This window comes from Paenibacillus sp. 1SOY10 (genome assembly GCF_056836745.1).
The window spans coordinates 251236-277426 of sequence record NZ_JBXENK010000004.1 but is presented as its reverse complement, the minus strand read 5'-3'; the positions used below and the strand labels follow the sequence as shown (position 1 = coordinate 277426).

The 26191-nt window shown below is 50.5% G+C and carries 29 protein-coding genes and 1 riboswitch; of the genes, 18 read left to right on the top strand and 11 right to left on the bottom strand.

Annotated features, from left to right (window positions below; genetic code table 11):
* Positions 1 to 340: 340 nt before the first annotated feature.
* From qoxA to AC1VOR_RS13820, 7 genes are all read left to right on the top strand, one after another.
* Positions 341 to 1294 (top strand): cytochrome aa3 quinol oxidase subunit II, encoded by a 954-nt coding sequence (qoxA, locus tag AC1VOR_RS13850; RefSeq protein ID WP_482618539.1) that lies wholly within the window; start codon positions 341 to 343, stop codon positions 1292 to 1294.
* Between the two features lie 22 nt (positions 1295 to 1316).
* Complete coding sequence (qoxB, locus tag AC1VOR_RS13845) at positions 1317 to 3293, top strand: cytochrome aa3 quinol oxidase subunit I (RefSeq protein WP_482618538.1); 1977 nt, start codon at positions 1317 to 1319, stop codon at positions 3291 to 3293.
* A complete protein-coding gene (gene qoxC, locus AC1VOR_RS13840) occupies positions 3290 to 3886 on the top strand; it encodes a cytochrome aa3 quinol oxidase subunit III (protein WP_482618537.1) in 597 nt (198 codons plus the stop codon). Before qoxB ends, qoxC begins: the two co-directional genes overlap by 4 nt.
* Before the next feature lies 1 nt (position 3887).
* Complete coding sequence (qoxD, locus tag AC1VOR_RS13835; protein WP_482618536.1) at positions 3888 to 4172, top strand: cytochrome aa3 quinol oxidase subunit IV; 285 nt, start codon at positions 3888 to 3890, stop codon at positions 4170 to 4172.
* A 183-nt stretch (positions 4173 to 4355) separates the two neighbouring features.
* Positions 4356 to 4733 (top strand): metal-sensitive transcriptional regulator, encoded by a 378-nt coding sequence (locus AC1VOR_RS13830; RefSeq protein ID WP_482618573.1) that lies wholly within the window; start codon positions 4356 to 4358, stop codon positions 4731 to 4733.
* Between the two features lie 267 nt (positions 4734 to 5000).
* Positions 5001 to 5201 carry a copper chaperone CopZ gene (copZ, locus tag AC1VOR_RS13825; RefSeq protein ID WP_059049909.1) on the top strand — a complete coding sequence of 67 codons (201 nt, stop codon included), beginning with the start codon at positions 5001 to 5003 and terminating at the stop codon, positions 5199 to 5201.
* Positions 5202 to 5454: 253 nt separating this feature from the next.
* Entirely contained in the window at positions 5455 to 7689 is a 2235-nt protein-coding gene (locus AC1VOR_RS13820) for a heavy metal translocating P-type ATPase (RefSeq protein WP_482618535.1), read from the top strand.
* Positions 7690 to 8545: 856 nt separating this feature from the next.
* On the opposite strand, the gene AC1VOR_RS13815 is transcribed toward AC1VOR_RS13820, so the two are convergent.
* The 5 genes from AC1VOR_RS13815 to AC1VOR_RS13795 form a co-directional block, all read right to left on the bottom strand.
* Positions 8546 to 9169 carry a hypothetical protein gene (locus tag AC1VOR_RS13815; RefSeq protein ID WP_482618534.1) on the bottom strand — a complete coding sequence of 208 codons (624 nt, stop codon included), beginning with the start codon at positions 9167 to 9169 and terminating at the stop codon, positions 8546 to 8548.
* Positions 9156 to 9350 carry a type II toxin-antitoxin system antitoxin gene (locus AC1VOR_RS13810; protein WP_482618533.1) on the bottom strand — a complete coding sequence of 65 codons (195 nt, stop codon included), beginning with the start codon at positions 9348 to 9350 and terminating at the stop codon, positions 9156 to 9158. The genes AC1VOR_RS13815 and AC1VOR_RS13810 overlap by 14 nt, the downstream gene beginning before the upstream one ends.
* Before the next feature lie 19 nt (positions 9351 to 9369).
* Positions 9370 to 10224 (bottom strand): SPFH domain-containing protein, encoded by an 855-nt coding sequence (locus AC1VOR_RS13805; protein ID WP_482618532.1) that lies wholly within the window; start codon positions 10222 to 10224, stop codon positions 9370 to 9372.
* A gap of 306 nt (positions 10225 to 10530) precedes the next feature.
* A complete protein-coding gene (locus AC1VOR_RS13800) occupies positions 10531 to 11163 on the bottom strand; it encodes a hypothetical protein (protein WP_482618531.1) in 633 nt (210 codons plus the stop codon).
* A gap of 79 nt (positions 11164 to 11242) precedes the next feature.
* Positions 11243 to 12064 carry a TatD family hydrolase gene (locus AC1VOR_RS13795; protein WP_482618530.1) on the bottom strand — a complete coding sequence of 274 codons (822 nt, stop codon included), beginning with the start codon at positions 12062 to 12064 and terminating at the stop codon, positions 11243 to 11245.
* 217 nt (positions 12065 to 12281) lie between these two features.
* Between AC1VOR_RS13795 and AC1VOR_RS13790 the strand changes: the two genes are divergently transcribed.
* The gene (locus tag AC1VOR_RS13790; RefSeq protein ID WP_482618529.1) at positions 12282 to 13244 is read left to right on the top strand and encodes a tyrosine-type recombinase/integrase; all 963 of its coding nucleotides are present in this window, start codon (positions 12282 to 12284) and stop codon (positions 13242 to 13244) included.
* Positions 13245 to 13545: 301 nt separating this feature from the next.
* Positions 13546 to 14166 carry an HD-GYP domain-containing protein gene (locus tag AC1VOR_RS13785; RefSeq protein ID WP_482618528.1) on the top strand — a complete coding sequence of 207 codons (621 nt, stop codon included), beginning with the start codon at positions 13546 to 13548 and terminating at the stop codon, positions 14164 to 14166.
* A gap of 84 nt (positions 14167 to 14250) precedes the next feature.
* On the opposite strand, the gene AC1VOR_RS13780 is transcribed toward AC1VOR_RS13785, so the two are convergent.
* Genes AC1VOR_RS13780 through AC1VOR_RS13765 form a run of 4 tightly spaced genes read right to left on the bottom strand, consistent with a single transcriptional unit; the run spans position 14251 to position 17273 of the window.
* Positions 14251 to 15069 carry an ABC transporter ATP-binding protein gene (locus AC1VOR_RS13780; RefSeq protein ID WP_482618527.1) on the bottom strand — a complete coding sequence of 273 codons (819 nt, stop codon included), beginning with the start codon at positions 15067 to 15069 and terminating at the stop codon, positions 14251 to 14253.
* 31 nt (positions 15070 to 15100) lie between these two features.
* Positions 15101 to 15871: an ABC transporter permease gene (locus tag AC1VOR_RS13775; protein WP_482618526.1), complete on the bottom strand. Its 771-nt coding sequence runs from the start codon at positions 15869 to 15871 to the stop codon at positions 15101 to 15103.
* Positions 15868 to 16161 (bottom strand): MTH1187 family thiamine-binding protein, encoded by a 294-nt coding sequence (locus AC1VOR_RS13770; protein WP_482618525.1) that lies wholly within the window; start codon positions 16159 to 16161, stop codon positions 15868 to 15870. The genes AC1VOR_RS13775 and AC1VOR_RS13770 overlap by 4 nt, the downstream gene beginning before the upstream one ends.
* A gap of 38 nt (positions 16162 to 16199) precedes the next feature.
* Positions 16200 to 17273 (bottom strand): ABC transporter substrate-binding protein, encoded by a 1074-nt coding sequence (locus tag AC1VOR_RS13765; protein ID WP_482618524.1) that lies wholly within the window; start codon positions 17271 to 17273, stop codon positions 16200 to 16202.
* Positions 17274 to 17433: 160 nt separating this feature from the next.
* A riboswitch (TPP riboswitch) is annotated at positions 17434 to 17545 on the bottom strand.
* 262 nt (positions 17546 to 17807) lie between these two features.
* Between AC1VOR_RS13765 and AC1VOR_RS13760 the strand changes: the two genes are divergently transcribed.
* Together AC1VOR_RS13760 and AC1VOR_RS13755 are read left to right on the top strand one after the other, a co-directional pair.
* A complete protein-coding gene (locus AC1VOR_RS13760) occupies positions 17808 to 18008 on the top strand; it encodes a cold-shock protein (protein WP_009223993.1) in 201 nt (66 codons plus the stop codon).
* Positions 18009 to 18182: 174 nt separating this feature from the next.
* Positions 18183 to 18404: a cold-shock protein gene (locus AC1VOR_RS13755; protein ID WP_018749911.1), complete on the top strand. Its 222-nt coding sequence runs from the start codon at positions 18183 to 18185 to the stop codon at positions 18402 to 18404.
* A 180-nt stretch (positions 18405 to 18584) separates the two neighbouring features.
* On the opposite strand, the gene AC1VOR_RS13750 is transcribed toward AC1VOR_RS13755, so the two are convergent.
* Positions 18585 to 19076 (bottom strand): CcdC family protein, encoded by a 492-nt coding sequence (locus AC1VOR_RS13750; RefSeq protein WP_482618523.1) that lies wholly within the window; start codon positions 19074 to 19076, stop codon positions 18585 to 18587.
* Positions 19077 to 19211: 135 nt separating this feature from the next.
* On the opposite strand from AC1VOR_RS13750, the gene AC1VOR_RS13745 reads away from it, so the two are divergent.
* From AC1VOR_RS13745 to AC1VOR_RS13725, 5 genes are all read left to right on the top strand, one after another.
* A complete protein-coding gene (locus AC1VOR_RS13745; protein ID WP_482618522.1) occupies positions 19212 to 20276 on the top strand; it encodes a lactonase family protein in 1065 nt (354 codons plus the stop codon).
* A 354-nt stretch (positions 20277 to 20630) separates the two neighbouring features.
* The gene (locus AC1VOR_RS13740; protein ID WP_482618521.1) at positions 20631 to 21704 is read left to right on the top strand and encodes a sulfate ABC transporter substrate-binding protein; all 1074 of its coding nucleotides are present in this window, start codon (positions 20631 to 20633) and stop codon (positions 21702 to 21704) included.
* Between the two features lie 30 nt (positions 21705 to 21734).
* Positions 21735 to 22565: a sulfate ABC transporter permease subunit CysT gene (cysT, locus tag AC1VOR_RS13735; protein ID WP_482618520.1), complete on the top strand. Its 831-nt coding sequence runs from the start codon at positions 21735 to 21737 to the stop codon at positions 22563 to 22565.
* A 73-nt stretch (positions 22566 to 22638) separates the two neighbouring features.
* Positions 22639 to 23481: a sulfate ABC transporter permease subunit CysW gene (gene cysW, locus AC1VOR_RS13730; RefSeq protein WP_482618572.1), complete on the top strand. Its 843-nt coding sequence runs from the start codon at positions 22639 to 22641 to the stop codon at positions 23479 to 23481.
* Positions 23482 to 23517: 36 nt separating this feature from the next.
* Positions 23518 to 23730: a YezD family protein gene (locus AC1VOR_RS13725; RefSeq protein ID WP_482618519.1), complete on the top strand. Its 213-nt coding sequence runs from the start codon at positions 23518 to 23520 to the stop codon at positions 23728 to 23730.
* A 65-nt stretch (positions 23731 to 23795) separates the two neighbouring features.
* Here AC1VOR_RS13725 and AC1VOR_RS13720 read toward each other — a convergent pair whose 3' ends face one another.
* Positions 23796 to 24698, bottom strand: coding sequence for a hypothetical protein (locus AC1VOR_RS13720; protein WP_482618518.1), 903 nt, complete (start codon positions 24696 to 24698; stop codon positions 23796 to 23798).
* Positions 24699 to 24911: 213 nt separating this feature from the next.
* Here AC1VOR_RS13720 and ssuE point away from each other — a divergent pair, with 213 nt between their 5' ends.
* Positions 24912 to 25448: an NADPH-dependent FMN reductase gene (ssuE, locus tag AC1VOR_RS13715; RefSeq protein WP_482618517.1), complete on the top strand. Its 537-nt coding sequence runs from the start codon at positions 24912 to 24914 to the stop codon at positions 25446 to 25448.
* A 134-nt stretch (positions 25449 to 25582) separates the two neighbouring features.
* Positions 25583 to 26185 (top strand): P-loop nucleotide/nucleoside kinase family protein, encoded by a 603-nt coding sequence (locus tag AC1VOR_RS13710; protein WP_482618516.1) that lies wholly within the window; start codon positions 25583 to 25585, stop codon positions 26183 to 26185.
* Positions 26186 to 26191: the final 6 nt, after the last annotated feature.

The following is a 26191-nucleotide window of genomic DNA, read 5'->3' as shown; positions in this document are numbered from 1 at the left end:
ATTATTCTAAATAAGCATTTAAAAGTGAACAAAATCACAATATAAGCTGTTTATTATGACAAATTTGCGAACTATTGAGGTGGAACGTGACATTGTGAACAAATATCAAAATCGGAGAATTTGCCGAAATTCGCCCGAATATGATCGATTAGCAGCTTTAGTTACCAAGCAAAGCATAAAAAGAGCGAAAATAATTTGAAATAATTTACATAAATTACATTCTATATGAATTGTTATTCGGTGACCCCTTTCCTAACATATAGGGTAGCTAAATGAACAAAGCCGCCCTATTTTACGGGGGTTATAAGTTCGTTAATGAAGAAAGGGGTATCGTTATCCTATGAAAAGGAAAGGGTTGCTTTTGGTTCTGTTCTCAGCCCTGCTTGTCCTCCTGACCGGCTGCAACTCCTTGGCCGTGTTGAACCCGAAAGGTCCGGTGGCCAAGACCCAATCTGAGGTCATTATTTTCTCTATGATTACAATGGCGTTTATCTTGTTGGTAGTTTATGTTCTGTACATTTACATGCTGACCAAGTATCGTGCTTCCAAAGCGGCTCCAGACTATGAACCACCGCATGTGGAAGGTAGTAAATGGCTGGAGATTACCTGGATTACAATTCCGGTGATTATCGTAGCTGTACTGTCCGTTGTTACGGTCCGCAGTACCAATGCCGTGGAGAGAGTCCCGGAAGGCTATGAAGATCAGAAGCCACTGGTTATCTATGCTTCCTCTTCCAACTGGAAATGGCATTTCAGTTATCCAGAGGAAGAGATTGAAACCGTTAACTACGTAAATATCCCAACGCATCGTCCAGTAGAGTTTCGCCTGTATGCTTTTGGACCGATATCGAGCTTCTGGGTGCCTCAGCTTGGCGGACAGAAGTACGCGATGAGCGATATGGTGAACAAGCTGAATCTGGTAGCCGAGTATGAAGGCTCTTATATGGGCAAGAACTCCAACTTCTCCGGCGAAGGCTTTGCGCACATGGAATTTGAAGCATTAGCCCTGTCACCTGCGGCTTATGATGAATGGGTGGAGGAAGTAAAGGCTACGGCATCTGAGCTGACGGAACAGGAATTCGACGAATTGCTCGATACCGCTCATGTCGGACGGAAGACGTATTCCTCCACGCATCTCACATTCAGACCGGCACCGGAAGGTGAAAATGGGGGACATAACCATGGCGGCGATCATGATGCAGAGGATGCGGATTCGCTAGATATGGATATGTCCGAGATGGACCATTCCGAGATGGATATGTCCGAAGATCATGAGCACGGAGCGCATAACTAACAAGGGGAAGGGAGTAGCTAACATGAAATGGGACGAATTTTTCGTCACCGGGGAACCGATGATTTACGGCGCGATGGTAAGTATCGTCTTAGCTTCGCTAGGCATTCTCATCGGGCTGACCTATTTTAAAAAATGGGGCTACCTGTGGCGCGAATGGTTGACCACTGTTGACCATAAGCGTATTGGAGTCATGTATATTATTGCCGCGCTATTAATGTTGTTCCGCGGCGGTGTTGATGGCCTGCTCATGCGGGGACAATTAGCCAGACCGGAGAACGGTCTGCTGGATGGACAACACTATAATGAGATCTTTACTACCCACGGGGTGGTCATGATTCTGTTCATGGCTATGCCGTTTATTATCGGAATTATGAACGTCGTCATTCCACTGCAAATCGGAGCGCGCGACGTGGCCTTCCCAAGACTAAATGCAGTGAGCTTCTGGCTGTTCTTTGCCGGAGCCATGCTGTTTAATATTTCCTTCGTCATCGGGGGTTCCCCGGATGCCGGGTGGACGGCTTACTTCCCGCTCGCCAGCATAGAATTTAGCCCGACGGTAGGGAATAACTACTATGCTATCGCACTGCAAATCTCCGGGATCGGTACCTTGCTGACCGGGGTCAACTTCCTGGTAACGATTCTGAAGATGCGCGCACCAGGCATGACACTGATGAAAATGCCAATGTTCACCTGGTCTGTATTGATCACGAACGTGATTATCCTGTTTGCGTTCCCGGTATTGACCGTGGCGCTTGCGCTGATGATGTTCGACCGAATGTTCGGAACACAGTTCTTCACGATGGCCAATGGCGGCATGGATATGCTCTGGGCCAACCTGTTCTGGGTATGGGGCCATCCAGAGGTATACATCGTAATCCTGCCAGCCTTCGGGATCTATAGTGAGATTATATCGACCTTCTCCCGTAAAAATTTGTACGGCTATAGCTCCATGGTATGGAGTATGATCATCATTTCCCTCTTGTCCTTTGTCGTATGGGCGCATCACTTCTACACAATGGGACACGGAGCCATGGTTAACGGGGTCTTCTCCGTCACCACGATGGCGATTGCGGTACCAACCGGGGTGAAGATATTCAACTGGTTGTTCACCTTGCATAAGGGACGTATAGAATTTACCACACCGATGATGTATTCCTTAGCCTTTATTCCGATCTTTACGATCGGTGGTGTTACCGGAGTCATGCTGGCGATGGCCAGTGCGGACTATCAATATCACAATACTATGTTCCTGGTAGCTCACTTTCACTATGTGCTCATTCCAGGTACAGTGTTTGCGGTTATTGCCGGTCTCTACTACTGGTTCCCTAAAATATTCGGGTTCCGGCTTAATGACCGTCAAGGCAAAATTGCCTTCTGGACGATTGCCATTAGCTTTAACGTGACCTTCCTGCCGTTGTTCTTCCTCGGCTTGAAGGGGATGACTCGTCGGATGTACACGTATTCGGAGAGCACCGGCTTTGGTCCGCTTAACCTGATCGCTTCGATCGGCTCGGTGGGACTCGCCATAGGGTTTATTCTCCTGGTCTACAATATTTATTGGAGCTTCCGCTATGCGGAAAGAGACACGACAGGCGACCCGTGGAACGCACGGACCCTGGAGTGGAGCACGCACAGCCCGGTTCCGGAGTACAACTTCGCCGTTGTGCCTGAGGTGGATAGTCTTGATCCATTCTGGCAAGCGAAGAAGAGTGGCAAGTCATTGTACAGTGATGATAAGTTTGAAGAGATTCATATGCCGAATAATAGCGGTCAACCGGTTATTCTTGGGGGTATCTTCTTCTTCTTCGGATTCTTCATGGTATTCAGTTGGTGGGCACCGGCTATTGTGACGGGCATCGGCATTATTATCATGCTTGCGGTGCGTTCCTTCGAACGCGATCATGGTAGACACATCCCGGTGAACGAGATTATCAAGACCGAGAAGGCCTTGGCTAATCGGGCCGGATTGGATGCAGAATTGCGGGGTGAACATGTATGAAGATAGATCATAGTTTGCCGCTCGAATATCAGACGGAAGAGAACAGTAACCGCGTTCTTGGATTCTGGCTCTTCCTGGGCGCAGAAATCGTATTGTTCTCCACTTTGTTTGCGGTCTACTTTACACTGTGGAACCGCACAGGAAGCGGTCCGGATGGACGAGAGATCTTCGAGCTCGCCCCGGTGCTTGCCGAGACCTTCCTGCTGCTGACCAGTAGCTTTACCTGTGGACTGGCGGTGCACAGTATGCGTCTGGGATTGAAGAAGCCCTTTATGGTCTTCTTCCTGATCACGCTGGCCCTGGGCCTTGCCTTCCTAGGAGTGGAAATTTTTGAATTCGTAACCTATGTCGGCGAAGGTGCCACGATGCAGACGAGCGCATTTCTGTCCAGCTTGTTCGTCCTGCTCGGTACCCACGGCGCTCACGTAGCGCTGGGTCTACTATGGGGTGGGGGATTGGCTATTCAGATCGCTCGCGAAGGCTTCAACCACGGTACCGCGAACAAAGCCTTTATTTTCTCGCTGTACTGGCACTTCCTTGACGTTGTCTGGATCTTCATCTTCAGCTTTGTCTATTTGAAAGGACTGATGTGATATGAAACAACTATTCCCGATCAAGCATGTGATGGGATATGTATTCTCGCTCATCCTTTCCGTTGTGGCGTTGGCGGTAGTCTTCTGGGATATGTCCTTTGTCATGGGCATGACCATTCTGCTCGCATGTGCGGCCATTCAGATGTCAGTTCAATTGTTCATGTTCATGCATATTGGCGAGAACGGCACAAAGGGTGCATTGTACACCAATATTGCATATGCCCTGTTCGTAGGCCTGGTTACCGTATTCGGTACCTTGTTCACGATGATATGGGGATATCAGTAATCTCCTGTAATTTTAATGCCCATCTCCCTTGTAAGGGGAGGTGGGCTTTTTCTATCCCCTTTACATACCCCATGGGGGTATATTATAATGGATGTATTGATGAACACCAAGCCGTTTTGAGAAAGGAGAGAGCCTATGGCGGCAAAGATACAGCAACAGCACGAAGCGGCTCAGAAGCATCTGTTGGCGGAGGAATCACCGCAAGCATGCGCGCATGATCACGGACACTGTTCATCCTCACATGACGGGACTCAGGCTGAGATGGGCAAGGATGGCAAGCTGGTAAGGCGTAGCCATCATTCCGAAGCGATGAAGAGCAACCTGACCAGTCGGTTGAACCGCATAGAAGGGCAGATTCGCGGAATCAAAGGCTTGATCGAGAGAGATACTTATTGTGACGATGTGCTTAATCAGGTAGCTGCTGTACAATCTGCGCTCAATAGCGTGGGCAAGCTGCTGCTGGAGGGGCATATGAAGAGTTGTGTCGTGGAGCGCATTCAAGCCGGAGAGACAGAAGTGCTTGATGAGCTTTTGGTCACTGTTAATAAATTAATGAAGTGAACTAAAAGGCTCAATCTAAAAATTAGTGTTTGACAAAAGACATCTAGAGATCGGAGGGTCGTAGGGATTCTGGAGAAACGAAGTGGTCGTCTTTGCGAGTGGATTTCTACCTTATAAGAATTTATTGAATTAGGAAAATCCAGGAGGGGCAGCGATCGGAAGAACCCTACGAACCCGGAGGACCTCATTGCTCACATGTCAAGTACTGATATCAGTGTTGAGCCGAATTGAAAATAATCAAATTATATAAATCAGGAGGTTAATGAAATGCAAAACATTACTTTAAACGTAGAAGGTATGTCCTGCAATCATTGCGTGAAGTCTGTAGAAGGAGCTATTTCTGGTCTCGGGGCTACCGGCAAGGTGGATCTGGCCGCCAAGAAAGTAGACATTGCCTTCGACGAAGCCAAAGTTACAGTAGATCAAATTAAAGAAGCGATTGAGGACCAAGGGTACGACGTGGTCTGAGGCTGACGCAGAGCTGGCATGGAGTTGTTGGTGCGCTGACTGTAAGTCTATCAGAAATGTCGGCTCTGCAAGGTTCACCCGTAATGATTGTGCATTAAACGCTTAATCCGCAGCCGGGAGCATGAGTTGTCATGTCCGGGTATGGGGAAGTGATGTTGCTTGGATTTTGGATTGAAGTAACATCCTATTTTTGCTGTCTCAAACATACCCCTAGGGGGTATGATGTGGACGCAATGATATTGGAGGAAATATCATGGAAAAAGCGCTGGCTAGAGAAAGCGAACCAACTGGGCAAACGATGCTGCAAATTACCGGCATGACCTGTGCCGCTTGTGCGACCCGGATCGAGAAGGGACTTAATCGCCTTTCAGGCGTAGAACAGGCGAATGTGAACCTGGCGCTAGAGACGGCTCAGGTACGATTTGAGCCGGCCGAGGTATCGCTGGAGCAGATCGTAGCCAAGGTCAGTCAATTGGGCTATGGAGCCGTCGTGAAGCCTACAGAACAGGAAGCTGAAGATATCCGGTCTAGGGAGATTCACAAACAGCGCAATAAATTAATTGTATCTGCGCTATTATCGTTCCCGCTATTATGGGCGATGGCGGGACATTTTTCTTTTACCTCGTGGATTTGGACACCGGAATTGTTCATGAATCCCTGGTTCCAATTGGTGCTGGCAACGCCCGTCCAATTCGTAATCGGCTGGGGATTTTATGTGGGAGCATTTAAAGCGCTTCGCAGCCGCAGTGCCAACATGGATGTGTTGGTAGCGCTCGGAACATCGGCTGCTTATTTTTACAGTCTCTATTTGAGCTTGAAGGCCTCACCGATGTCGCATGGGCATACCACCGAGTTGTATTATGAGACGAGCTCCATCCTGATTACATTAATTCTGATGGGCAAGTGGTTTGAGGCGCTGGCGAAGGGGCGTTCTTCCCAGGCGATCAAGACGCTGATGGGTTTGCAGGCCAAGACAGCCCTGGTCATCAGGGACGACGAAGAAGTAATGGTGCCAATTGAAACGGTGGTACCTGGCGATATTGTAATTGTGAAGCCGGGCGAGAAAATTCCGGTGGACGGCTTCGTCATTGGTGGGGCTTCGGCTGTCGATGAATCCATGCTGACCGGGGAGAGCATTCCCGCGGAGAAAAAAGAAGGCGACCCCGTCATCGGGGCCACGGTGAACAAACACGGCGTACTGCGAATTGAGGCTACCAAGGTGGGTAGCGAAACGGCGCTGGCTCAAATCATTCGCGTCGTAGAGGAGGCTCAAGGCTCGAAGGCTCCGATCCAGCGGGTAGCGGATGTAATCTCGGGCATCTTTGTGCCCATCGTGGTCGGGATTGCACTGGTGACATTTCTGGCCTGGTTCTTCCTAGTAGAACCGGGAAGCTTTGCCGGAGCCTTGGAGAAAGCAATCGCGGTGTTGGTCATTGCTTGTCCGTGTGCGCTGGGCCTGGCTACGCCAACGTCAATCATGGCCGGTTCCGGGCGTGCGGCGGAATACGGCATCTTGTTTAAGGGCGGCGAGCATCTGGAAGCCGCCCAGGGGATTCAGGCGATCGTGCTGGATAAGACCGGCACGATCACCCGGGGGCAGCCGGAGCTGCGCGATGTCGTCCCTGCCGCAGGCTGGGACGAGGTGGAGGTGCTCCGGCTCGTTGGCGCCGCGGAGCGCGGCTCGGAGCATCCGCTCGCGGATGCGATCGTAGCCGGGGCGCGGGAGCGCGCCCTGGCTTTGCCCGAGGCATCCGCCTTTGAGGCGGTGCCGGGGCATGGCATTGCGGCGGTCGTAGAGGACCGCCGGGTGCTTGCCGGCACGCGCCGCCTAATGGCGCGTGAGGGCGTAGACGTCACCGCTGCGCTTACGGAGATGACGGCGCTGGAAGCCGCCGGCAATACCGTGCTGCTGGTAGCGGTGGACGGCGTCTACGCCGGCATGGTCGCCATCCGGGACAACGTGAAGGACACCTCCCAGGCCGCGGTGGCGCGGCTGAAGGAACTGGGACTTCACGTGATCATGATCACCGGCGACAACGAGCGTACGGCCAGAGCCATCGCCGCCGAGGTCGGGATCGACGAGGTTCTGGCCGAGGTGCTGCCGGAAGGCAAGGCAGCCGAGGTGAAGAAGCTGCAAAGCCGCGGCATGAAGGTGGCGATGGTGGGCGACGGCATTAATGACGCCCCGGCGCTGGCCGTAGCGGATGTCGGCATTGCCATCGGGACGGGAACCGACGTCGCCATGGAAGCCGCGGATGTCACTCTCATGCGCGGTGACCTCCAAGGCGTGCCTGATGCCATCGCCATGAGCAAGAAGACGATGGGCAATATCAAGCAGAACCTGTTCTGGGCGCTGGCCTATAACACGATTGGCATTCCGGTGGCGGCGGCCGGTTTTCTGGCCCCTTGGCTGGCCGGAGCGGCGATGGCCTTGAGCTCCGTGTCCGTCGTCCTGAACGCGCTCCGGTTGCAGCGGGTAAAGCTGTAAGCGAAATCGGGCGTTACTAACTAGCACGCATTATTGCTATTTACTACAGTTCCTACTGTAGCTGTCACTACGGTCACTACCGTCACGTCACTGGTACTATGCTGTGCCGTGCCGCTATAGATGCAGTTACGTTATTCTGCTCCATGCCAGGGCGGCCTGAAATCTAGGCCGCCCTATTTCTATATGTAGCAATGCGTAGCAACTTACAGAGCAACAGATCTACCGCACCAACTTAACTGGAAATCCTCATGTTAATTTGCCGATAATCGGCCTGTAGCAAGCTTTATATGGAATTTCTCCTTATAAAATCAGCATTTTTCCTCTGTTTTCTGTATTTCGGAAGAATTAACTGGAGGATTTCCATATAATAGCGCCAAAAGTGGATGATGTGAGCATTTTAGCTGGAGGATTTCCCTCTAATGTGGTCAAACATGCTAACTCAGCAAACCTAGCTACCTCACTTACCCCAACTAGCTACAACCACCACCACAACCACACCTAACCCAACAAACGCCCACTAATCTATCCTACCAATCTTGCATGCTGACCTACCTCACCTATCTTAAGTAGCCTAACTTGTCACAAAAAATTGGTGTGGCTTATTACGGCACTACTGAAGGAAGCAGCGGTGAGAGTATATGAGCTAAAACCTGCCTAAGCCAAACAAGCCTTACGGTAAAACGGAAACTCTATCCGTTTGATCCGTAAGGCTTGTGAAGTTGAGGCTATTTAGGTTGAAATCCTGCCCAGCACACAGCCGATCACCCGTATCGACAGTGTGCTACTGCCAGGCATTAAGGGCTAAATAGGATTAGGTCAGATTAAGAGTTCGTTTAATCTAAGCACATCCGCCAGTTCAATCGTTATTTCTGTGAGTGTGAACAGGCTCGCCGACGGCGGTTTGCTCCTCTAGTGCGTGGAGGACGAGCTTCGTCAGCTTTACCACATCCTGCAAAGAGTGGGCATCGGCCTCTTTGACCCTGTTTGCACAGCAGAGGGTAGCAACGCCGTTCTTCACACGAAGCCGTAACTGTACCTCGGGATGCAGTTCCAGCCATTGGCTTACCCCCTCGTGTTTTAGAACTGAGCGCAGGAGGGAGGGATGCGATGCCTTGGCTACGTAGTTTTTGCTCATCGCAGAATTGGGCATCGCTGTTTCCTTAAGATGTTTGGTGAACAGCAGCAACATCGGATTTTTGGCAGGGGCAACCGTGAATTCCAGCTTGCGGCGTAGGCGGTAGCTGTATTTCATAGTGATACCAAACGTAAGCCCCGTTTCATTTGTCGGATCAGCAACGGTAAGTTCGCCTGTGCCGTAGTGTTGCCCGAGCTTAATGCGCACATGATGTCCCTTGTATTTCCAGCCATGTAGCTTGGCAGGGACGAAGGTGCCATCCTTATAGCTTTTCTCATATTCCTTGAGGAGCACTGTTGATTTTAATTGCCACCATGATTTGTTTAACTGGTTAGTTCTGGTCATGTTGTTCCTCCTCCTTGTCAATTCTTTTGGGTGAAGGGAGTCGGCCTTCCCGGCGTAACGCTTCCCGTAGTAGATACTCCATATGACCATTCACGCTTCGGAATTCGTCCGCTGCCCAGCGTTCCAAAGCCTGATAAAGCATCGGGTCAAGGCGAAGAGGGAAGCTCTTTTTGCTGGCCATTGGTTATGGATTGCCTTTCTTAGTATAAGCTACTCGTGTTGATGACCGGCTGGGCGGAACGGTCTGACACAACGGCAACGAGCAAGTTGTTGATCATCGCGGCCTTACGTTCATCATCCAGCTCAACCACTTGACCGGCTTGCAGTCGTTCAACGGCCATCTGTACCATGGTTACGGCCCCGTCCACAATCTTCTCACGGGCAGCGATGATGGCTTCGGCTTGCTGGCGTTGTAGCATGGCACTGGCAATTTCAGTGGAGTAAGCCAGATGCGTGAGACGCGATTCAATAACCTTGACGCCGGCGATAGCAAGTCTTTTCTGTAATTCGCTGGTTAACTCCAGAGCAATCTCCTCTGTATTTCCGCGAAGCGAGAAGCTGATATCGTCCGGTTGATCGTACGGATATTTGCTGGCAACATGCCGCAAGGCCGTTTCGCTCTGAATTTCTACAAACGTTTCGTACTCATCGACTTCAAACAATGCTTTGGCCGAGTCAACAACCGAGAATACTACGACGGTGGAGATCTCAATCGGATTCCCGTTCACATCGTTAACCTTGAGCTTGGCACTGTTAAAATTGCGGACACGCAGTGAAACTTTTTTGCGGTTGGAGAAGGGAATAGCCAGATAAAATCCGCTCTTGCGAATCACGCCCAGATAACGACCGAAGAAGGTCACGACCGCTGACTGGTTTGGCTGGACAATGGATAGTCCTGTAAGCAATACGAACGCAATAAGACAAGCCACAATACCACCAATAAGCGGAAGGATCGCCATTAAGGTGAAGAGATAAACCCCGACTCCCAAAAAGGCGAAAATAAAAAGCAAGGCAACAAAGCCGTTCAGATAGGACACTTCTTTTTCTTTAAACATAAAGAGCACTCCTCTGCATATATTGTTTTGATATTTTTATGATATCACTTTTGCAATTATTTGTAAAACTATTCTTCTCAATTACCTACTGTAAAAAAATGACTGGATAGTGCCAAATCTGACATACCTCGTAAGTTAGGTGACATCAAAAAAAGGCTAGCCCAAGCTCTGAACTATGCCTTCAGCCAGATGGATGTCATAAACAAACCGTCTGCTTGAGGACAAGTTCACTTGGGCTAACCTCATTCAGCTATTCTTTTAACTCATGTTCTATAGTGGTCTATATCATGGTTCGGCATATTTATCTTAACTGATCCAATTGATCTCGGTATCGGATAGCTTCCAAAGTCCATCCACGAACTCCAACGTCACCTTAACCCCGAGAGCCCCTGTACCGGAGCGATATTTAGCACCTTCAATCAAGGCACTGGCTTCACCGATGTCTACCTTGTCCACGCGCAGGAACACGCCACTTAGCAATAAGGGGTCTTCTTCGTTGCCTTCTTCCTGCCTCAATTGCTCCAGCGTGCGGTCGCGAATGACCGTATCAAAGGTTTGCAAATATTCCATGATGTAGTTTTTATCCTCTGTGGTCAACTGGGTCATTTCACTCAGGTCCACGGCGATATATTTCATGTCGCTACCCAGGCCTTCATCCAGCTTCATCATCGCTTCAAAAGCAACGGCATAGAGTTGTCCAGCCGTTCCATCCATTTCTGCGCCGGGTCCCTTCTTGGAGTCATCGTCCACTACGGGCTGCGGGTCCGTATCTTCTATTGTCCCTTTGTCATTATTGGTAGGCTCTTTCTCTATGTCGGTGTTGCCGCTAACTGGAGGTGCGGGTGAACTGATGTTATCACCGTCGTCTGGTGAGCAGGCCACGGATAACGTTAGAGCGGCAATGATGATTAGATATGCTGTGCCTTTAAGCATACGCATGACGATTCCCCTTTCCTTACGTAATATAGACGCGGTGGGGGTGTAAATAGTTTCCGCTTTCAAGAAAGAAGGAACGGAATTATAGCCCATAAAAGCTTCGGGCGTTACGGCACAGAACGGTAGCTGCTACCTCCGGTGACAGGCCCTGAATATGAGCCCAGGCTGTGGCGACCTCCGCTGTCATGGCAGGGTGAGTGATTTGACCCGTAAAAGGACCTTCAAACGGCCAGGGGCCATCGGTCTCAGTCATTACCCGGTCAGAGGGATAACGACGGGCTAAATCTTGAATTTCCGACTCGTACAAAAGATCGGGCGTAAACGAAACGTAATAACCCCGTTCCGCCATCCTCCGGATTGTGGAAGAAGATCCTTTGAACCAGTGGAAATGAGCCCGGGAAATGCCATGCCGCTCCAACATATCGCAGACCAGGTCGGCATCCTCATAGACGGCATGCAAAGCAACCGGTTTATCTAATTCCCGTGCCAGTGCAAACAACTTGTCCAGCAAGGCCACATAGGGTTCAAGTTCAAAGGGGACCCCTTGTTCCTCCGCCTCTTTCCGGGCATAATAGGGAAGCCCGATTTCACCCACAGCAATCATATTGCCGGCATGCCCCCGAATCCAGCCCAAGAGCCTGTTAATTTCCTCATCCGCCGGTATCGGCTGCTCGGGATGGAAGCCAAAGGCCGGAAATACCAAGCCGGGATGCCGCTCAGCTAAAGCGAGGTTCACCTGGGAGGAAGCCAGATGCATTGAGACGGCAATAACGGCTTGTACCCCGAGATTCGGCAATTCCTGTAGCAGTCGCTCACGAGTAACCTCATCATAGAGGTCGAGATGTATATGGGCGTCAATCAACGGAAACGAGGCCTCGCAAGGCAATCCGTGTACGTAGGACATATCGCAAACTCCCCTTTCCTAACAGGCCGTAATCAACTTTTAAACCTGTCTTCATTATACCTGTTTTTTTGGAGAAAGCGGGGTAGAGATAGGAATGCGGTTGCCTCAAATTTCTCAGATAGACGAGTAAGTTGACATGGATGTTATACAGCCGAAAGAAAGATGTCGCATAATAACAATTATGCGACAAAATCTAGTCAACAGGAGGACTTTAATCATGGCTCAAAAAGATTTGTCGGCTGTAGCCCAGCAATATCCATTCCACCTGCCCGTGCAGGATTACCATGATGAACAAATCATCCAGATGTTTCTTGCGGCATGTGCCAAAGCACCTAACACGCGTAAAAATTATTACAGAGCTTTGATGCAGTTCAAGCTTTTTTTATCCGGCAAACCCTTCAAAGATGTGACTTGGCGTGAGATTGAAGCCTTCAAAATCTATCTGATGCAGGGCTTCTACCGTGATTCTCAAAAGCCGCTGGCCCCGGCCAGCGTTGCCGCCTTCATTGCCCCGCTTAAATCCCTCTATAAGTGGGGAAGCGACCGGGGGATTGGCATTTTCGAGCATAATCCTACGCAAAGCATACGAATTCCGCCTACCGTGGTAACTAGTCGGAAGCATTTCTTAACCCGAAGCGAGGTAGGAAGATTACTGGATACCTTGAGAGGGCAGAGCTTGAGAAATTATCTAATCGGCTTGTCGCTGGTGCTGTTGGGATTGCGGGTATCTGAACTTAGCGGGATCAAGTGGGGGGACTTTAATTCAGACTTGATGGATACCTCGGTTTGGCTGACCGTTTCCCACGCCAAAAGGGGTAAAATTCGGGAAGTCAAGGTTCCTCCCCAGCTTTGGGAGCTATATCAAGAGCATATGAACAGGTTGACGGGGTCAGAATCGGCCAAGCCGGAGCAATTGCTCTTCTCGATTACGCCGCGACAAATTGAACGTATTATTAAGCAGGCCGGGAAAGCTAGCGGTTTGCAAAAAGAACCGACACCACATTGGCTAAGACACACGAATGCAACGCTGGCCTTGCTTCAAGGCGCTTCATTGCAGCAAGTGCAGGAAACTCTGGGGCATTCGCATATTAATACGACACAACGATATTTGCATACGGTAGAGCAGATGAAGAAGGCCGCTCCTGACTTTGTTCAGGACTGTTTATTGGAATTTATGTAGATTTGTAAAAAAATAATAGTTCTTTTTATCTACATTTTCTCTATTATTAATGCATTAATCGCCCTTTTGTCCTATAATATAACATGAGTAGATTACAAACCTTGCCAAATTCACACCATAATCTTCCTTATTTTGTCGCATAATTGTTATTGTACGACATGGTTCGTTTTTTCTGGTATTTGCTCTGAAACATATCGGGTAAATGGCAGAGAAATTTAACTGGAAAATAGTGAAATTTTCGTTTCATCTTCAAAATTGATAGGCAAGTGAAGTCAGAGGCTTTTTTAGGGGGCAGAGTTGGTTGATTGGGTTGAATGAGTTCATTGATGGACTATATACGGGCAAGGGCCACGATGCGGTACAATGGTTCGACATGCTCGTGCGAAAGCATCCGGGAACCTATCATCATAGTATCCGGGTAGCGATTCTCGCTGAGAAAATAGCTGAGCCCTTGGGAATCAGCGGAACGGAGAAGGAACTTCTGATCCGGGGTTGCTTCATGCACGATATTGGCAAAACGATGGTGCCGCGACACATCATTGAACAGAGTGAACCGCTGACCGACCAGCAATGGAATATCGTTAAGCTGCACCCTGTAGTGGGCGCAGAGTTGGTTCAGGAGAACCCGGCCTTTGGTGAAGAGATCGTAGCTATCGTTCGTTCCCATCATGAGCGTTGGGATGGGGCAGGATATCCCGATGGTTTGAAGGAAGAGGAGATTCCCTTTGCAGCAAGGATTTGCGCGGTGGTGGATGCGTTTGACTCCATGACCTCCGACAGGAATTATCGGGAGCGACGATTGACGATGATGGAAGCCAAGGAGGAGCTGCTGCGTTGTCAAGGGACGCAATTTGATCCAAAAGTAGTGGATGCACTTATGCAGCTACCTGATGATATGCTGAATATTTATTCGACGAAGTGAAGTCATGTTTAATCAAAGGGACGCAAGCACTTGATCTGTGTTTGCGTCCCTTTGTGATCTATAGTTGAGAAGGAATTCTAAGAGCTATTTACCTGTAGTTATATTTCGACGTTGCTGTTCGGCCATAAGGCCAGAAATTTCCCGCTTGAGCCGGATAAATTCAGGGTCCTCCATGATGGCCTCCCCGCGCGGACGCGGGAAGGGGACCTTAATGGTGTGCAGCACACTGGCTGGGCGATTCGAGAACAGATAGATCGTATCCGAGAGCAGCAGCGCTTCGTCGATACTGTGCGTAATCATCAGCACTGCCCGCTTGTTCTCCTCCCACATTTCCAGCAGCCATCGCTGCATCTCGCTGCGGGTTAACGCATCCAGGGCACTAAATGGCTCGTCCAGACACATGACCTCTTGAGGAGCCATCAAACCGCGCAGGAAAGAAGCGCGCTGCTGCATCCCTCCGGATAGCATGTGAGGGTATGCTTTCTCAAAGCCGCCTAGCCCGGCCTTCTCCAGCCATTGTTGTACTTCGCTACGGGGCAGGCGTTCGCTGCCGTGCGCGGCGATATCTCTGGCCAGGATGACATTGTCTTCTACGGTTCGCCAAGGGAATAGAGCGGGCTGCTGCGGAACATAGCTGATATGGCCCCGTTGTCCGGTGACGGGTAGCCCGCGAAGCAGCACTTCGCCTTGATCAGGGGCTGTCAGACCACCGATGATGTGGAAGAGCGTGCTCTTTCCGCAACCGGAGGGCCCGATAATGGACACGAACTCTCCCGAGGGCACGCTAAGCGAAATATCGTTCAAGACGGGGACAGGCTTTCGCCGGTCTCGAAAGGTTTTGCTGATATGCTGGACTTCCAGTGCCATAGCACTCCGTGTGGGAGTGGGGGACTGACCGCTCATGATGAACCTCCTTTCTATATATCATTTAATTCTATCGTCGGTCGTTCGCTGGCTTATATCGAACCAGCCATTTCTCTAGTAAGGCTACGCAGGCGAACATGGTGAGGCTGATAGCAACGATGATTGCAATGGCAACAAAGATCTTATCCGTACGGAAGGAAGACTTCTGCAGCATCATATAATACCCGATGCCCTTATCCGCCCCAATCCACTCGGCAATCACGGCCCCCATGACGCTGTAGGTAGCCGCAATCTTGACTCCCGATAGAATGGAGGGAATCGCATAAGGCACTTCAAGCTTACGGAAGATATTCCCTTTGGATGCGCCAATCATTCGCATGTAGTCCAGCATGGCCCGGTCCGTGCGCATCAGTCCGTCCATAGCGGCTACTGCCACCGGGAAGAAGCAAACCAGCGTAATTACGATAATTTTGGGCAATATCCCGAAGCCGAACCAGATCATCAACAGAGGGGCGAGGGCGATGGTAGGCACGTTTTGACTCAAAATGATAAGCGGGTACAGTGATTTTTTTAAGAATGGTACATAGTGCAGGGTAAAAGCTACCATAAGACCCACCAGCGTCCCGATGGCAAAGCCCATCAGCATCAGTCGCAGCGTTGCCAGCGTATGTCCCCATAAGCCCGTGGCTCCTGCTGCCGCTTCCCGGCCGATATCTACGGGGCTGGGAAGAATCCATTTTTCAATCCGGAACCAGGTGGTTGCTCCTTGCCAGATCAGTAAAAACAAGATGACCGCCACGAGGGGCGGCCAAATGCTGTTCCACAGGCTGCGGAGATTCATGGCCGATATTTCTCTATCAGCTTGTCCATACTGACACCTTTGGGATTATAAGATATTTTGATTTGTGAAATGACGCCGTTGCTGCCGAATTCGACCAACGCTTCATTCATTTTCTTGACAATTTCCAGCAGTTCGTCAAGCTCTCCCTCCATGGTTGTCTCTAGTGGGTTAACCTGATATTTGACTCCAGAATCCTGAATGACCTCAATAGCGCGGTCTACATAAGGAATAACATCTTCACCGCCGGGTGTCTTTGGAATCACTTGAATACTGAGTAGTGCGTTTGGCATAGTAGGTAACCATCCTTTCAAGATGAGAGTTTATTGTATTATTCAGGCAAGAACTCATTGGTAAAGGCGGCATCAACCTCAAGTGGCTTCTCTAGCAAGCCCCGTTCGTGCATCCAGTTCGCATAGTTCTCCCAGACTTCACGTTTTTGTTCTCCCCAACGCGGGGCATCTTCCTGGTATTTCGGGCTCAGCCATTTCTGGCTGGCTACAACCAGGTCCTTGTCCAATTCCGGTACGGCTTTGAGCAGAATTTCTGCGGCTGCCTCCGGTTGATCGATCGTGTACTCATAACCCTTCGTAACGGCCCGCATAAATGCTTTGACCAGTTCCGGGTCATCCTTGATGGTCTGCTCGTTGGTAACGATGATCGGGGTGTAGTAGTCAAGCTGGTCAGAGAAGTCCTTCACGTACAGCATATCCAGCGGCTCACCACGAAGCTCAGCTTCAATACCGGTCCAGGCATAAAAAATCCAGGCAAAATCGATGTCCCGCTTCACGGCTGTGAAATAGTCGGCATCTCCGATGTTCAGATACTTCACCTTGCTGGAATCGGCACCCTGCAAATCCATAATCGATTTGATAACTGCTTCTTCAACAGGGGAACCCCAGCCGCCATAAGCTTTGCCTTCAAAATCTTTGGGCGATTTGATATTTTTGGCTACCGGTGCGGCAAATCCGGAGGTATTATGCTGAATGACCGCAGCTAGAGAAACGAGCGGAACGTTCTGAATACGTCCTTGTGTGACGTTCTCCTGAATGCTGACGCCAAACGGGACTTCACCCGAGGCAACCATTGCATCGGCACCACCGGCCCCCGGCAGTACGATATCGACGTTCAGGCCTTCCTCTTCAAAAAATCCCTGGTCCTTAGCGACATAAAGTCCGGTATGGTTCGTGTTAGGGCTCCAGTCGAGCACCAGTCTAATATCCCGCAATTCTTCATTTGATGATGCTTCCGGTTCGGTGGCCGCCGAATTGTTGCCGTTACCTCCGGAAGTGTTGTTCGCCGCTCCTGAATTAGCATTGGTCCCGCAGCCGCTCAGTGCGAGTGCCAGCAACATGCCGCAGAGGGTCAGCGTGGTGAATGTGCCGAGCTTTCGTTGTTTTCTCATGGCAGTAGTCTCCTTCTTATCATTTATTTCCGCAGCGTTGTTCTTGTATAACCCTGGATGACTGTCCGTAAACGGCCTGCTGCCTTGGGACAACGGCCTGGACGCAAAAAAAGCGCCCCAGACTGGGACGCGACAGGTAGACGGAAATGAAGCAAAGCTTCTTCCATTAATCATGGCTCCCTACGCTGGCATTATCCAGATCAGGTCAAAGGGTCAGTATTATAAGGAATACAATCTCAGCCGGCCATGTCCCGGCACCCCCGAACTATTCAACTGCAGCTTACCCTGTCATTATAAGGAGATTGCGTCCCATTTGTCCACCCTGGCCCTTTTTTTATTAGAATTGCACAGGAGATTTGCTTTTTATTTGCCAACGGGCTATAATACAAATAACTCTTATTTTTGGAAGAAGATATTCACACATTGAAAAGAGTGTCACTTTTAAAAAAATGGAACTTTTTTCAATATGTGAATTTTTTTTATGTAAGTAGAAAAAATGGATCATGTTAATCTTTAAACAGGAGGTATACCTTCATGGAAACAGGAACAGTTAAATGGTTTAACGCAGAAAAAGGTTTTGGCTTTATCGAAGTGGAAGGCGGAAATGACGTATTCGTACATTTCAGCGCGATCACTGGCGAAGGCTTCAAAACGCTGGACGAAGGCCAACGCGTACAATTCAACGTGGTTCAAGGCAACCGCGGCCCACAAGCTGAAAACGTTGTAAAACTGTAATGCAGGCTGAAACTGCTCTTAATGCGTTTTCGCATTAAGGGCAGTTTTTATTAACTCTTTTTAGTTCATGAGGTTAATTATTTTGAAGTTCGCTTCGGCCTCTGAATAGTATATATTTAGAACTAACCAATACATCCGGGTGGCTGACATGCTCACTTTTGGAGGAGGGGAATTATGAACTACCGTAAAAAAACGTTAGAAGAAATTCCTGAGGAGAATACACCGGTTTGGACTTGTACGAGTGAGGATTGCAACGGATGGATGCGGGACAACTTCACCTTCGATTACAGCCCTGTTTGTCCGCTTTGCTCTTCCGAAATGGTAAAAGGAACGCGCATGCTTCCTCAATTGTCAAATCCCAGCTCGGAACATAAATCGGCGACCAAGAAGGCTTAGATACGCCGCTCTAAGGTCAACAACAATAAAGAAGCTTTGCCCATCGAACTGATTTCAGTGGGGAAAGCTTCTTTTTGTTTTACACAGAAGTTCTGGCTTGTGTCCGGGGATTGCAAGTACATCTAAAATCTAATATGTTGAAGGGAGTCACCGTTCATGCTTCCGAGTTCAAGCCGCGGTTCAATCACCCGTGATCGAGCGATATTGCTTGAACATGAAGAGCCGCCAGCGGGTAATCATGCCGTAGGCAAGCAAGAAGAAGACGGCTCCCGTCTGCATGACGGAGATGTATTGGTACACGACCTCGTGAAGCAACAGCCTTACGATGAGTAGCCCAATCAGAATCAGGACGAAGCTCCGTGAACGTTCGGCATAAATCTCGCCGTTAATGTTCTCGAATTTGGTCGTGCGGATGAGCGGGTATGAGAATAAGAACCAGCCGCAGACAAAGGCAATCAAACCCCAAAGTATCGGAATATGGGTCTCCGGGACAATGAACATGCCAAACCCGGTCGTCATGCCTAGCGGCGGGATGATAATCTTCTTGACGGTAATAGGCCGACGACTGGCCTTTAATCGAATGAATAGAGCGGTCACGGCCATGGCGAGCGCACCAAAAGTAAAGGCAAACGGCATATATGGAGAATTAATCAGGTTCGTGATCAGGTTCATGCAAGAGTCCCTTTCTACAAGTGGTAGTTCAAAAAAAGTCATCTTTTGATCACGATTATATCACAGTAGTTCCACTTTGTTTCAAATCCTTGCTTTAAAGAATATCAGATCAACAATAGGAGGAATTTATCACTTATGAATAAGGAAAAAGCAGAGAGTTTACGGTTTTATGTTGGAACTTACGCGGAGGAGAGCGAGTCGGGTATTTATTTGTGCGAACTTGAGCTTCAGTCCGGCAAAATACGAATAGTACAGGAGCAGGCGGGGATAGCAAATCCCTCCTTCTTAATCACGGATGCTAAGAAATTACGGCTATATACCGTTAGTGAACAGAGCGAGGGACAGGTAGCCGGTTATGCTATTGATCCCAAGGAGGGGAGCCTTACCAAGATGGGGGACAATGTGGGCACCGAGGGGGCGGACCCTTGTCATTTGGCGCTGCTGCCGGGGACCGAGCGGCACTTGCTGGTAGCCAATTATTCCAGTGGTGATGTCAATGTCTTTGCGCTGGATACGAATGGGGCGCCAGGAGAGATGACCGCCCGGGTCCGTCATGAGGGGAGCAGTGTGAATGCGGAGCGGCAGGAGTCTGCTCATGCCCATAGCCTGGTCCCAAGTCCGGATGGGCGATTCGCCTTTGCCTCTGATCTGGGAACCGACAAGGTTATCATCTATCGGCTGGAGGGAGGAGACTTGAAGTGGCATGGCGAGGTTGACTTACCACCAGGTGCGGGGCCGCGGCATTTCGTCATTCATCCTTCTCAACGCTTCGCCTATGGCATTAATGAATTGAACAGTACGCTGACGACCTATGCCTTCAATCCCGTAGAGGGCCGGTTGGAGGCGGTGCAGCATATCTGCTCGCTGCCGGATGGGTACACGGGGGAGAATTATCCAGCAGATATTCATCTATCTTCAGATGGGCGATCTGTCTATGGCTCCAATCGGGGGCATGACAGTGTCGTGGGCTTCCGCATTGATCCCGATACGGGGTATCTTCATGATCCATCCTGGACAGCCGCAGGAGGAAGTTGGCCGCGTAATTTTGCGATGCTGGGAAGTTATGTGCTTGTGGCTAACCAGTACAGCGACAATATCGCCGTGTTACGGCGAGATGAGCTAACAGGGCGGCTTGAGCTAACCGGGCAAAACGTGACTATCAGCAAGCCATCTTGCATTGCCCCCTGGGTTGAGAAGTGATTTTTCAAATTTTTACATAAAAAGGTTTGACAGGAGTAGACGACGCATATAAAATAACACCATAGCATACTAAACAGGTAGGATTAATTGAGTTCCCGCCGTACAAACGGAGGAACGCTCTGCTTGCCTCGGCAGACACGGGTAGTAGCTCGGTTTGACCGTAGGGACAGGGCGTTTTTCTGTTTTTTAAGAGGCGTGGTGACAAGCACTGGAGAGAGGATAGGGAGCGGGATGAGGAGTAGAAGCCCCTGCTGGTGGTAGGCTCCGGTGTGTTCACCTGACTTTTGGAGGAGCGAGTTAGCCTGCCGTGTCTATGTAACGCGAACAATAAAAGGGAGCTAAGGGAGTGATACGATGAGCAGAAGGTTGAAGCGAGGAATTCTGAATGGTCTGGCAATAGCATTGGTTGTGGTGATGGCAGCTTGCTCGGCGGGCGAAGGAGGAAGCGGAACTGCCGGTGCGAAGGCGGATGCGTCCGGGGGAAGCGACAAACCGAAGGCTGTTGAGCTGCTGAACGTATCCTACGACCCGACTCGGGAATTGTATGAGAAATATAACGAAGCCTTCGCTGCGTATTGGAAGCAGGAGAGCGGACAGCAAATCACGATTAAGCAGTCGCATGGGGGGTCAGGCAAGCAAAGCCGGTCGGTCATCGACGGGTTGAAGGCGGATGTAGTTACTCTGGCACTGGGGTACGACATTGATGCCATTCAAGAGAGTGGCTTGATTGACGAAGGGTGGCAACAGAGGTTCGAGCTTAACAGTTCACCTTATACCTCGACCATCGTCTTTCTGGTCCGCAAGGGGAATCCCAAGGGCTTGGAGGACTGGGATGATCTGATCAAGGAAGGCGTGGAAGTCATTACGCCAAATCCGCAGACCTCCGGTGGCGCACGTTGGAATTATCTTGCAGCCTGGGGATATGCTCTGCACAACAACAATAATGATGAAGAGAAGGCCAAGGAATTCGTCCAGGAATTGTTCAGACATGTTCCCGTGTTGGACAGCGGAGCCCGTGGATCGACGACTACCTTCGTAGAACGTGGCCTGGGGGATGTATTGCTAGCTTGGGAGAACGAAGCTTGGTTGTCTGTGAAGGAATTAGGCCCGGATAAATTCGACATTGTGTATCCGTCGGAAAGTATTTTGGCCGAACCGCCCGTGGCGATTGTAGACAAGAATGTGGATAAGAAGGGGACACGGGAGGTAGCCGAAGCCTACTTGAAATACCTCTATACCGAGGAAGGACAGACCATTGCCGCAGAGAATTATTATCGTCCAACCTTGGCGAGCGTTCAAGAGAAGTTCGCCGATCAGTTCCCGGAGATCAAGCTGTTTACCATCGATGAGTTCGGCGGCTGGGGAGAGGCTCAGACCAAGCACTTCAAGGATGATGGCATCTTTAGTCAAATCTATGTACCGCAGTAACCGCCCTGCCTGAAAGGATGGAGTTGTTCTATGCATAGTGGCACTACGAAGCGCGGCGTCTTGCCCGGCTTTGGCCTGACGATGGGATACAGCGTCTTGTACCTCAGTCTGGTCGTATTGATTCCGCTCTCGGCTCTGCTGCTGAATTCGACGGGGCTCACCTGGGAGAAGTTCTGGGACATTGCGACCGATCCTCGGGTGCTGGCGTCGTACAAGGTAAGCTTCCTGACGGCGGCGGCAGCCGGCTTGATCGATGCGGTGCTGGGCCTGCTGCTTGCCTGGGTGCTGGTGCGTTATGATTTCCCTGGCAAGGGCGTATTTGATGCCATGATTGATCTTCCATTTGCCTTGCCTACTGCTGTTGCCGGGGTATCATTAACGGCGATCTACTCTGCTAACGGATGGATCGGCTCGCTGCTGGAGCCGTTGGGATTGCGCATAGCCTTTACGCCTATTGGGATTACACTGGCGCTGATGTTCATTGGCATTCCCTTCGTCGTCCGAACCGTCCAGCCGGTGCTGCAAGATCTTGATGCTGAGGTGGAGGAGGCGGCCGCTACGCTTGGAGCGAGTCGTCTTCGCACTTTCCGTTCGGTGGTGCTGCCCGAGCTACTGCCACCGCTGCTTACCGGCTTTGCGCTTGCTTTCGCCCGTGGTATTGGGGAGTATGGCTCGGTGGTCTTCATTTCCGGTAATATGCCGATGAAGACGGAGATTGCGCCGCTACTGATAATGTCCAAGCTGGAGCAATTTGACTATGCCGGGGCCACGGCAGTGGCTTTAATGCTGCTGTTGATTTCTTTTGTGCTGCTGCTTCTGATCAATTCACTGCAGCGCCGAATCCGTAAAACTGCACGTTAATGAAGCGCGGTAGAAGACAAGCCGGAACATGATTGAGTGGACGGGAGGGAAGAGCATGGCAGGTACTGTGCCCATGGCTGCGGGTCAACCAACAACACCGCGCAGAGCGGCAAAGAAAGATTCCAACGTCATGAAATGGGTGCTGGTGACAGCCGCCGGACTGGTGCTGCTTTGGTTAATTGTTCTGCCGCTGGCGGTGGTGCTGACGGAAGCGCTCAAGCGAGGCTGGGGAGTATATGTAGCGGCGATCAGAGATCCTGATGCCTTATCGGCCTTGAGGCTCACGTTGTTGGTAGCAGCCATCACCGTTCCGCTGAATACGGTATTTGGCGTAGCTGCTGCCTGGGCGATTACGAAGTTCAGGTTCCGCGGCAGGCAGGTACTTGTGACGCTAATCGATTTGCCTTTTGCTGTATCTCCGGTAATCGGTGGCTTGATTTACGTCCTGGTGTATGGCTCCAATGGCTGGTTTGGCCCTTGGCTGGATGAACACAATATATCGATTATTTTTGCTTTTCCCGGTATTTTACTGGCTACGATCTTCGTCACCTTCCCGTTCGTTGCCCGGGAATTGATTCCGTTGATGGAGGATCAAGGGCAGCAGGAGGAAGAGGCGGCGGTCATGCTGGGCGCGAGGGGATTTCGTATTTTCTGGAAGGTCACCTTGCCTAATATCAAATGGGGACTACTGTATGGCATCGTATTATGCAACGCCCGGGCGATGGGGGAATTTGGGGCTGTGTCCGTCGTATCGGGGCATATTCGGGGAGAAACAAACACGTTGCCGCTGCATGTAGAAATTTTGTACAACGAATACCAGTTCTCCGCTTCATTTGCGGTTGCATCTCTGCTATTGTTGCTGGCGCTGGTCACGTTGTTACTGAAGGGCTGGTTTACACGCAAGAGCCGTCATTAACGAAAGAACTGAATATAGTTGGGGAGGGCTGTCGTGATGGCAAAACCATTAAAAGTAGATGAAGTATGGCTGGAGCGGATTGGGGAACTGCTCAGTGGGCTGGAATTCGGTTCCCTGAACATCGTGGTTCATGAAGGACAGATTGTTCAGGTGGAACGGACGGAGCGCAAACGCTATGAACTCGGCACAGGTGCGGCGCGGTCGGCTGTTCCTGCACGCCGTGCTGCCAAGGCTATTCGCGAATCATAATGATATGGCTGATGCTTATGCAAACACCCTCTATTCCGGTGCGATTCTGCCCGGAGTAGAGGGTGTTATTGCATCTGATCATCTTCACTGAGCATCGGTGATGTAGACTCAGCATCCTTCGCCATAGTGCCTGGTGCGGCAGGATCGGCTTGGCCTGCATAAGGGCGGGCTTTGCGGGGCTTGCGACCGTTCAGGCGGAAGCCGCCAAGCAACAGTAGCCCTTGAAGACCCAAAATGTAAGGAGCGAGCCAGAGGCCTGCGAGATGCAACAAGGTTAGTAAGCCGATAAAGAGAGCTAATACACGCATCGAGAATGCGCGAGGATGTCGGTTAGGGCCACCAGAGGTGGCAAGATAAATCAGCAGTAGAGCGAGCCAGACCGAAGCCAGGCGAATCCAGGAGAAGATTATGAATTCGCTATTAACACGGCCGGAGAAGGACGTGTGCAGCAATCCAAGCGACCCTAACAGCAGTCCTCCAAGAGCGAATGTGCATAACGCAGGGAGCAAGGGGCGACATATACGCCAAATCCAGCTTCCCCATCCGGGTCGTTCCCGGCGATTTAGCAGTCTGTTGCGTTCGGCAATAAGCTGCTCGCTTTCCCGTTCAATCGCTCTAAGCAGGATGGGCAACCGAGCTTCATCACCATCGGCTATGAAGGCTAACACATTATCCGTTGCGTAGGGAGCGGTACGGCATGCCAGCAGCTTCTCGTTCAGATCCTTATGCTGCTGCGCGGCCGAGACTTCGTCTTCCTGTAGAACGGTAATCAGCGAGGCCGAGGCAGCGGCATACCGCTCCAGGCTAAGCATTATGTATTCCAGGCGGGTCTGTTCGTTCCGAGATATGCTGTAGCGCGAGGCGCCATATAAGCCTGCAATAATAATTAATCCAATGAAGGCTGCGAATGCGGAATGATCCTGCTGATGCAGCCAGGCGATAAAGTCCGGCAGTGACAAGACGATCACCCTTTCCAGTTTCCTCTTTCCACTATTGCACATGAGCTTGCTGGATTCAAGTTCAGGGGATAAAAATGAGACCAGGCGATGATGAACAGGCTGGACGAGTAGGGTTTGCGTTGACTTTTGCTTAAAATGTTGATAGCATCATTTTAAAGTGTAGTCATTTTGTCGGAATTATGCATAACATATATTCGCCATATACAGGGAGGAAACCTATTCATGAAGATTACAATCATCAACGGCAGTCCTACGCCGGGTTCACGGCTTAGCGCGGTTATAGCACGGACAGAGGAATTACTCATTCAAGAGGGATTTGAAGTGAGCCGACTGAATGTCAGTGAATTGCCTGCGGAAGATTTGATCAACGCCCGCTTTGAGAGCGAGGCCATCGTCAAGGCCAATGCCCGAGTGGCGGAAGCGGATGCTATCATCGTGGCAAGTCCCGTGTATCAAGCTTCGTATACCGGCGTGCTGAAGACGTTCCTGGACTTAATCCCGCAAAAAGGATTAACTGGCAAGGTGGTCTTGCCCCTCTTTATTGGGGGGAGTCTGGCCCATCTGCTCAGTATTGAATATGCCTTGAAGCCTGTGCTGTCCGTACTTGGTGCGCGTTATATTCTGGGTGGCGTCTACACGGTGGACTCGCAGGTCGCGCGCAAGGAGGAGGGGGGCTTCGAACTGGCCGACGAGCTGGTTAGTCGTCTGGAGGATAATGTTCGTGAGCTGGTTCGGGAGACTCGCCTGCGTCAGGGATAGGCTTAGCGTTAATGAGTTACAGAGCCGGCGGTCCGGGAGATTCCGGATGCCGGCTTTTTTTGTGCCGGGGGATGGCTGTGAACCACTGTTAAATAGTACAATAGAATAAGTTGACTTTAGGAGGATATGACATCATGTTGAAGTTGGTCTTTTTTGTAGGGGTTGCCGGGACAGGGAAAACCACGGTGGCCCGCAAGCTGGCAGGACGCATGTCCGCGGCTTTCCTGGATCGGGATACGGTGGGCGGCCGCTTTGCCGAGAAAATTCTGGAGATGAATGGGCTGGATACCAACGACCGGGACTCTGATTTTTACAAAAAACATTTGCGTGATTTGGAGTATGAGGCCACCCGTGATATCTGTATTGAGAATCTGTCGGCGGGTCAGAATGTCTTCATGATCTCCCCCTTTACAGCAGAGCTGAAGAGCCGGGAATGGCTGGGGAGGCTTCTGCAAGATGCAGGTATGTCGAGTCAAGAGGTAGACGTGAAGGTCGTTGTGGTTACGCTTGAGGACATGGATACGCAGAAAGAACGAATTATTGAACGAAGCACGGACCGCGATAGCTGGAAGCTGAGCCATTGGGACGACTTCAAGCAGCGGGTACAATTCGTACCGGAGATTAATTGGGATATTCCCGCTTCATCTATTTATGTATTCGATAATAGCGGCCAACTGACGGAAGAGAAGGTGGACGCGGTCTTTGAATTTGTCCAGAGTGAGGCTGGACGGATGTAGTTATAG

Coding starts and splice junctions, on each gene's coding strand:
- AC1VOR_RS13760 (WP_009223993.1), top strand. CDS start 17,808: ATGGAAACAGGAACAGTTAAATGGTTTAACGCAGAAAAAGGTTTTGGC.
- AC1VOR_RS13755 (WP_018749911.1), top strand. CDS start 18,183: ATGAACTACCGTAAAAAAACGTTAGAAGAAATTCCTGAGGAGAATACA.
- qoxD (WP_482618536.1), top strand. CDS start 3,888: ATGAAACAACTATTCCCGATCAAGCATGTGATGGGATATGTATTCTCG.
- AC1VOR_RS13815 (WP_482618534.1), bottom strand. CDS start 9,169: ATGACCAGAACTAACCAGTTAAACAAATCATGGTGGCAATTAAAATCA.
- AC1VOR_RS13740 (WP_482618521.1), top strand. CDS start 20,631: ATGAGCAGAAGGTTGAAGCGAGGAATTCTGAATGGTCTGGCAATAGCA.
- copZ (WP_059049909.1), top strand. CDS start 5,001: ATGCAAAACATTACTTTAAACGTAGAAGGTATGTCCTGCAATCATTGC.
- AC1VOR_RS13770 (WP_482618525.1), bottom strand. CDS start 16,161: ATGCCAAACGCACTACTCAGTATTCAAGTGATTCCAAAGACACCCGGC.
- ssuE (WP_482618517.1), top strand. CDS start 24,912: ATGAAGATTACAATCATCAACGGCAGTCCTACGCCGGGTTCACGGCTT.
- AC1VOR_RS13745 (WP_482618522.1), top strand. CDS start 19,212: ATGAATAAGGAAAAAGCAGAGAGTTTACGGTTTTATGTTGGAACTTAC.
- AC1VOR_RS13780 (WP_482618527.1), bottom strand. CDS start 15,069: ATGAGCGGTCAGTCCCCCACTCCCACACGGAGTGCTATGGCACTGGAA.
- qoxC (WP_482618537.1), top strand. CDS start 3,290: ATGAAGATAGATCATAGTTTGCCGCTCGAATATCAGACGGAAGAGAAC.
- cysT (WP_482618520.1), top strand. CDS start 21,735: ATGCATAGTGGCACTACGAAGCGCGGCGTCTTGCCCGGCTTTGGCCTG.
- qoxB (WP_482618538.1), top strand. CDS start 1,317: ATGAAATGGGACGAATTTTTCGTCACCGGGGAACCGATGATTTACGGC.
- AC1VOR_RS13750 (WP_482618523.1), bottom strand. CDS start 19,076: ATGAACCTGATCACGAACCTGATTAATTCTCCATATATGCCGTTTGCC.
- AC1VOR_RS13725 (WP_482618519.1), top strand. CDS start 23,518: ATGGCAAAACCATTAAAAGTAGATGAAGTATGGCTGGAGCGGATTGGG.
- AC1VOR_RS13800 (WP_482618531.1), bottom strand. CDS start 11,163: ATGCGTATGCTTAAAGGCACAGCATATCTAATCATCATTGCCGCTCTA.
- cysW (WP_482618572.1), top strand. CDS start 22,639: ATGGCTGCGGGTCAACCAACAACACCGCGCAGAGCGGCAAAGAAAGAT.
- AC1VOR_RS13765 (WP_482618524.1), bottom strand. CDS start 17,273: ATGAGAAAACAACGAAAGCTCGGCACATTCACCACGCTGACCCTCTGC.
- AC1VOR_RS13820 (WP_482618535.1), top strand. CDS start 5,455: ATGGAAAAAGCGCTGGCTAGAGAAAGCGAACCAACTGGGCAAACGATG.
- AC1VOR_RS13775 (WP_482618526.1), bottom strand. CDS start 15,871: ATGAATCTCCGCAGCCTGTGGAACAGCATTTGGCCGCCCCTCGTGGCG.
- AC1VOR_RS13805 (WP_482618532.1), bottom strand. CDS start 10,224: ATGTTTAAAGAAAAAGAAGTGTCCTATCTGAACGGCTTTGTTGCCTTG.
- AC1VOR_RS13810 (WP_482618533.1), bottom strand. CDS start 9,350: ATGGCCAGCAAAAAGAGCTTCCCTCTTCGCCTTGACCCGATGCTTTAT.
- qoxA (WP_482618539.1), top strand. CDS start 341: ATGAAAAGGAAAGGGTTGCTTTTGGTTCTGTTCTCAGCCCTGCTTGTC.
- AC1VOR_RS13795 (WP_482618530.1), bottom strand. CDS start 12,064: ATGTCCTACGTACACGGATTGCCTTGCGAGGCCTCGTTTCCGTTGATT.
- AC1VOR_RS13710 (WP_482618516.1), top strand. CDS start 25,583: ATGTTGAAGTTGGTCTTTTTTGTAGGGGTTGCCGGGACAGGGAAAACC.
- AC1VOR_RS13790 (WP_482618529.1), top strand. CDS start 12,282: ATGGCTCAAAAAGATTTGTCGGCTGTAGCCCAGCAATATCCATTCCAC.